Origin of the sequence: Mesorhizobium sp. M7A.F.Ca.CA.002.15.2.1, from assembly GCF_003998715.1 — a bacterium.
GTDB lineage: Bacteria > Pseudomonadota > Alphaproteobacteria > Rhizobiales > Rhizobiaceae > Mesorhizobium > Mesorhizobium ciceri.
Map to the genome: position 1 here is coordinate 1 of NZ_RZPI01000420.1, position 5015 is coordinate 5015.

The 5015-nt window shown below is 63.8% G+C and carries 6 protein-coding genes and 1 tRNA gene; 3 read left to right on the forward strand and 4 right to left on the reverse strand.

Translation table 11 applies throughout. From position 1 onward, the window contains the following. Together ENZ74_RS21475 and ENZ74_RS21480 are read left to right on the forward strand one after the other, a co-directional pair. Positions 1 to 822: iron chelate uptake ABC transporter family permease subunit (locus ENZ74_RS21475; RefSeq protein WP_164761117.1), on the forward strand; the 822-nt coding region annotated here is incomplete at its 5' end. Positions 823 to 843: 21 nt separating this feature from the next. Further along, a complete protein-coding gene (locus ENZ74_RS21480; RefSeq protein WP_063170037.1) occupies positions 844 to 1743 on the forward strand; it encodes an alpha/beta hydrolase-fold protein in 900 nt (299 codons plus the stop codon). A gap of 26 nt (positions 1744 to 1769) precedes the next feature. Here ENZ74_RS21480 and ENZ74_RS21485 read toward each other — a convergent pair whose 3' ends face one another. From ENZ74_RS21485 to ENZ74_RS21500, 4 genes are all read right to left on the reverse strand, one after another. Then, entirely contained in the window at positions 1770 to 2108 is a 339-nt protein-coding gene (locus ENZ74_RS21485; RefSeq protein WP_013533590.1) for a hypothetical protein, read from the reverse strand. A 378-nt stretch (positions 2109 to 2486) separates the two neighbouring features. Further along, the gene (locus ENZ74_RS21490) at positions 2487 to 2927 is read right to left on the reverse strand and encodes a hypothetical protein (protein WP_013533589.1); all 441 of its coding nucleotides are present in this window, start codon (positions 2925 to 2927) and stop codon (positions 2487 to 2489) included. Between the two features lie 155 nt (positions 2928 to 3082). Further along, positions 3083 to 3158: transfer RNA gene (locus tag ENZ74_RS21495), tRNA-Phe, on the reverse strand. 320 nt (positions 3159 to 3478) lie between these two features. After that, on the reverse strand, positions 3479 to 4372 hold the full coding sequence (locus ENZ74_RS21500) for a helix-turn-helix domain-containing protein (RefSeq protein WP_024504770.1): 894 nt from the start codon (positions 4370 to 4372) through the stop codon (positions 3479 to 3481). 85 nt (positions 4373 to 4457) lie between these two features. Between ENZ74_RS21500 and ENZ74_RS21505 the strand changes: the two genes are divergently transcribed. Beyond that, positions 4458 to 5015: extracellular solute-binding protein (locus ENZ74_RS21505; RefSeq protein ID WP_127312978.1), on the forward strand; the 558-nt coding region annotated here is incomplete at its 3' end.

Below are 5015 nucleotides of genomic sequence, written 5' to 3' on the forward strand. Positions count from 1 at the left end.
TTGCTGTCGTGGCGGTGGCCTCGCGTGCTTGCCGCGCTGAGTGCCGGGGCGATGCTGGCGCTTGCCGGGCTGATGATGCAGCGGCTGACCGGCAATCCGATGGCCAGCCCCGAAGTGCTGGGCATCAGTGCCGGTGCCGCCCTTGGCATGATGGTGGCGCTGTTTGCGCTCGTCGATGCCGGGCGCCCGGTTCAGACGGCGGCGGCAACGATCGGGGCCTTCGCCGCTTTGCTGGTGACGCTGGCGATCGGCCGTCGTGCCGCCTATGCGCCGGAGCGGCTGCTGCTTGCCGGCGTTGCCCTGACGGCCTTGTTCGACGCGCTGATCCTGGTGCTCACCGCGACCGGCGATCCTCGCGCCATGCTGCTGCTCAACTGGCTGACCGGTTCGACCTATGGCGTCGATGTCGGTGACGCCCTGCTGACCGGTGGTATCGCGGTCTGCCTCTTCGCGCTCGCGCCTTTCTTCATGCGCTGGCTCGACATCCTGCCGCTCGGCTCCGCCGCCGTTCAGGGCCTTGGCATCAACCTGAAGAGGGCGCGGCTTCTCGTGCTGCTGGCCGTCGCGGCACTCACCGCGGCTTCGACGCTGATCGTCGGTCCGCTGACCTTCATCGGCCTTATGGCGCCGCATCTTGCTCGTCGCCTTGGCCTTTCCCGTGCGCTGCCGCAGGCCATTGGCGCGGTGCTCGCCGGCGCGCTGATCATGGTCGCCGCCGACTGGGTGGGCCGGATCGCCATCTTCCCGCGCCAGATCCCGGCCGGTCTCGTCGCCACGTTGATCGGCGGCCCGGTGCTGATGTGGCTGCTGCGCCGCCGCTGACCGTTTTGCCTGGAGATATCCATGTCCAAGATATCCATGTCCAACGCGACGCCAGCCCTGATCGCCAACACGGCGGTCCACGATCTTGTTCCGGCGCAGGGCGGCGCGCCCTGGCGGATATTCCTGCATGTGCCGTCCGGGCCGGTGCCCGAGGCCGGCTGGCCGGTCCTCTACATGACCGACGGCAACGCCGTCATCGGCACGGCGGTCGACGCCATGCGCGCGCAGGCCTTCTATCCCACGGGCACCAATGTCGGCTGGGGCGTCATCGTCGCCATCGGCTATCCCGTCGACGGCGCCTATGATCCGCTGCGCCGCTCATGGGATCTCGGCCCGCCGCCAGGCAAGACCTACCCGCCCTTCCACGAAGGCACGTCCGAAGTCCGGACCGGTGGGGCAGGGAAATTCCTTGCTTTCATCGAGGATGAGCTGAAGCCGTGGGTCGCCAGCCGGGTCACGGTCGATGCCAGCCGCCAGGCGCTTTACGGCCATTCTTTCGGTGGCCTGTTTGCGCTCTACGCCCTGTTCACGCGGCCTTCTTCCTTTCAGACCTGGATCGCGGCGAGCCCCGCCATCTATTGGGAAGAGCGTGCCATCGACCGCTTTCTCGAAGCCTTCGAGGCCGCCATTCCCGATGGTTTGGCGGCGACCATGATCCTGTCGGCCGGCGAGTACGAGACCGAGAAGCTGGCGCCGTTCCAGATTGGCGCCGAGGACGAGGAAAAGCGCCTGAAGCAGAAAAAGGTGACACGCACCGACGCATTCGCGCGGGCAATGGCGCAGCGTCTTGATGCTCTCCCGGGCGTGCGCGCCAGTTTCGAACTGCATGCCGGCGAGAACCACATGTCGATCCTGCCGGTCACCGTCAATCGCGCGGTGCAGGCGGCGTTTGCGGTGAGGAGGGACACCGCCCTTTGCTGAACGCCGCAGCAAGACGGTCGGCGCTGTCATTCCTGTGAAGGGGAGGCGCTCAATCGGCGGTAGGAGACGCCGCCGAAGTTTGCCGTCACAAAATCCGTGACGGACATCTTGCGCTTGCCTCCGTCGCTGCAGGCGTAAACCGGCCAACCGGCATCGCTGCATTCGCTGGCAGCGCAGATGCGCGCCAGGCAGTTGCCGATAGTCAGCCGGAAGCCGCCCTTGCCGGCGAAGCCTTGCAACAGGCTGCCGTCCGCCGAGCGCCATGTCCGCGCACGGAATTCCGCCCGCAAAAGCAGTGGTTCGAGAGGGACCGCAAGGTTGTTTTCGCCGGCACGCCCTGCGAGCTGCAGACGGAAGCGCGCCATTGCGGTCGCGTATGCAGTCACAAGATCGGCTTGGCGAAAATAGGCGGTTGCCAGGCTTGGGCGGTCAAGCAGATGAGACGTCCACTCGCCTGCCCCTACCGGCCTCACCAAGGCAACAAAGGCAAGAAAGGCGAAGCAAGCTCGTGACATTTCCAGCAGCCATATCTGTCTCGGCGTGCCGGTTTGCCCCCCGGTTGCCCTCCCATAACATCCCGCCAATCGGCGCCCGGCGCAAGCCGCTTGCTAAGGCAGTTCAGAAGGCCGCCGAGCAAGGGATCCTGGAGCCGAAGACGGTGACCCGCATCGACGAACCTGTGCGGGCGATCGCGAGAGGGTGGCGGTGTTTGCGGCAAGGGATCTTGACCAGCCCAGGGTTTCCTAGCCGATGCGAGCCGGCGGCAGCTCGAACAAAGTGGCGCCGTTCTCCCGGCCGCGCTCGACATAGCCGATGACGCCGAACCATCTTGCGACATCCGGCCCCTGGAGCCAACTGCGCGAATGGATGGCGAGGTTGCCGGCGAGCGCCTGGATATGCCTGATATGCCGCTTGCAGAAACGGACGGTCGTGGCCCGGAAGAAGTCCTCCCGTGCGGCGAACAGCGTGTCGGCGGCGTCGCTGTTCTCATGCCAGGCGATGATCGCCACGGCCTTGTCACCCTCGACAAGCGCGTGCGCGCGGCCCTCCTTCAAATTCATCATAAGGTTGTCGTAGGCGATCTTGCTGTCCTTGCCGGCAGCGACGTATTCGTCCGACATTCGCTTGGACAGACCGCGAAAGACATCCTCCAGATCCCCAAGCGTTGCTGCGCGTGCTCTCATTTCACCTCCTGCAGCCCCAACGGGCAGTTTGCCCCAGGGTTGAGGGGTGGCCAAGCAAATTAAATCCGCCGGCGGGCCAATGTGCGCAAAGTGATTCCACTTGGCGATGCAGGCGGCGACGCGACGGGGGGTGCCCAGAACGGACCAGGAGGGGATGGTGCCCAGAGGCGGATTCGAACCACCGACACGCGGATTTTCAGTCCGCTGCTCTACCAACTGAGCTATCTGGGCCTGTTCCGGCAAACGAAAACTCGCAGGCCGGAATTCATCGAGGCGCCGTGGGGCGCCCCTTGAAAGCGCGTGGGTTATAGCACGGGAATTCGGCCTGTCCAGCGCCTAGGTGGCGATTTCAGGCAGGAAAAGCGATGCCGTGCGGCGCCCGGGTTTCCATGCCGCTTGCGGGCCGGAATCGCGCACGGCATGGCACTATCTGGCCTTCTTCACCCTGGTCGGCGTCGTTATTGCAGGCTGAAACGCCGTGACATGTCTTTTAGCCGGCGGTCGAGGCGCAGCAATGCTCGCGGCACTGGGCGCCCGCAAGTCGCCATCGCCTATCTGGCGCCGGTCACGCCGCGCCGAAAATCGGAAGGCGACATGCCGGCGAGCTTGCGGAACGACTTGTTGAAGGCGCTGAGCGAGCCGAAACCCGAATCCATGGCGACACGCAGCACATTGGCGTCCTGATGCATCAAAAGCGCCTGCGCATAGCTCAGCCGCAACAGGTTCACATACTCATTGAGCGTCATGCCGGTGGATTTCTTGAACAGGCTCATGGCGTATTTGGGATGGATGTCGGCGGCCGCGGCGATGTTCACGCAATCGATGTCATAGAGGAAGTTTTCGGCGATGAAATCGCACATGCGTCCGACATTCCGCGACGATTGCTGGTCAAAGGGGCTGCCTGTTTCTTGGTCGGTCGGAGTTGCGGATACCAGCCGATAGGGCTCGAACCGCACTCGCTCCAGCCGCAGCAGCAATTCGTTGACGGCATGTTCGGCCTTGGCCTGGTCGCCGGACCGGGCGTAGCGGTTCCAGCGCTCGAAATTATGGTTGTCGGACTGGTCGGTGGCCGATGTCACCAGTGTTGCGCCCGTCATCAGCCGGTGCCTTATGTCCGTGGGCAGGTGCAGCCGGAAGAAATGCACCAGCGGCAGATGCGCTCCGGCATAGATGGCGTCGTCGGACAAATCGTCCATCTGGTGCGGCAGGCCACCCCAGAACAGGCACATCTCGCCGGCCGAAAGCGAAATCTCGTGGTCGTTCATGCGGTAATGCACGCTGCCGCGCACGATGAAATTAACCTCGACCTGGGCGTGCCAATGCGGCTTGAGCATCACCAACGGATTGGTGTGAAACATCTGCAGGAGCAGCGGCAGGCCTTCCACGCTGCTGGCCCCAGGCTGGTAGAACGGCCGTTCAGGCATCTTACTTTCCGCCAATTTCATATTCCCTTTGACGGCGACAGGCCTTGCCCGGTGCATAGTCTAGCCACGCTCACAGTGAGAGAGCAAATGAAATGGGAGGATTTCAATGCGCATCACAATGACCTGCGCCGCGCTCGCGCTTGCCCTGGGCTCAGCCCCGGCCTTCGCGCAATCCGGCGAAATCACCATCTGGAGCTGGAATGTCGCGGCTTCATCGCTGAAAGCGACCATTGCCGGCTTCAACAAGCAATTTCCCGACGTCAAGGTCACGGTCCAGGATCTCGGCAACCAGCCGACTTACGACAAGTCGATCGCCGGCTGCGCCGCCGGCGGCGTCGGGCTGCCTGATGTCGTCACCATCGAGAACGGCGAGGCCGAGAATTACTGGAGCCAGTTCCCCGACTGCTTCGTCGACCTGCATACGCTCGGTTACACAGCCGACGACCAGAAAAAATTCCCCGATTTCAAGCGCACCGAGTTGGAAGTGGGCGACAAGGCCTACGCGATGCCGTGGGATTCCGGCCCGGTGGCCGCCTTTTATCGCCGCGACTTCTACGAAAAGGCCGGCGTCGATCCGGCTTCGATCAAGACCTGGGACGATTTCATCGCCGCCGGCAAGAAAATCCAGGCCGCCAATCCTGGCGTCTCGATGACCAATGCCTGT

What these genes read in the sequence shown, in the direction of transcription:
- ENZ74_RS21490 (WP_013533589.1), bottom strand. Translation starts at nt 2,927, where the DNA reads ATGAGAGCACGCGCAGCAACGCTTGGGGATCTGGAGGATGTCTTTCGC.
- ENZ74_RS21485 (WP_013533590.1), bottom strand. Translation starts at nt 2,108, where the DNA reads ATGGCGCGCTTCCGTCTGCAGCTCGCAGGGCGTGCCGGCGAAAACAAC.
- ENZ74_RS21480 (WP_063170037.1), top strand. Translation starts at nt 844, where the DNA reads ATGTCCAAGATATCCATGTCCAACGCGACGCCAGCCCTGATCGCCAAC.
- ENZ74_RS21500 (WP_024504770.1), bottom strand. Translation starts at nt 4,372, where the DNA reads ATGAAATTGGCGGAAAGTAAGATGCCTGAACGGCCGTTCTACCAGCCT.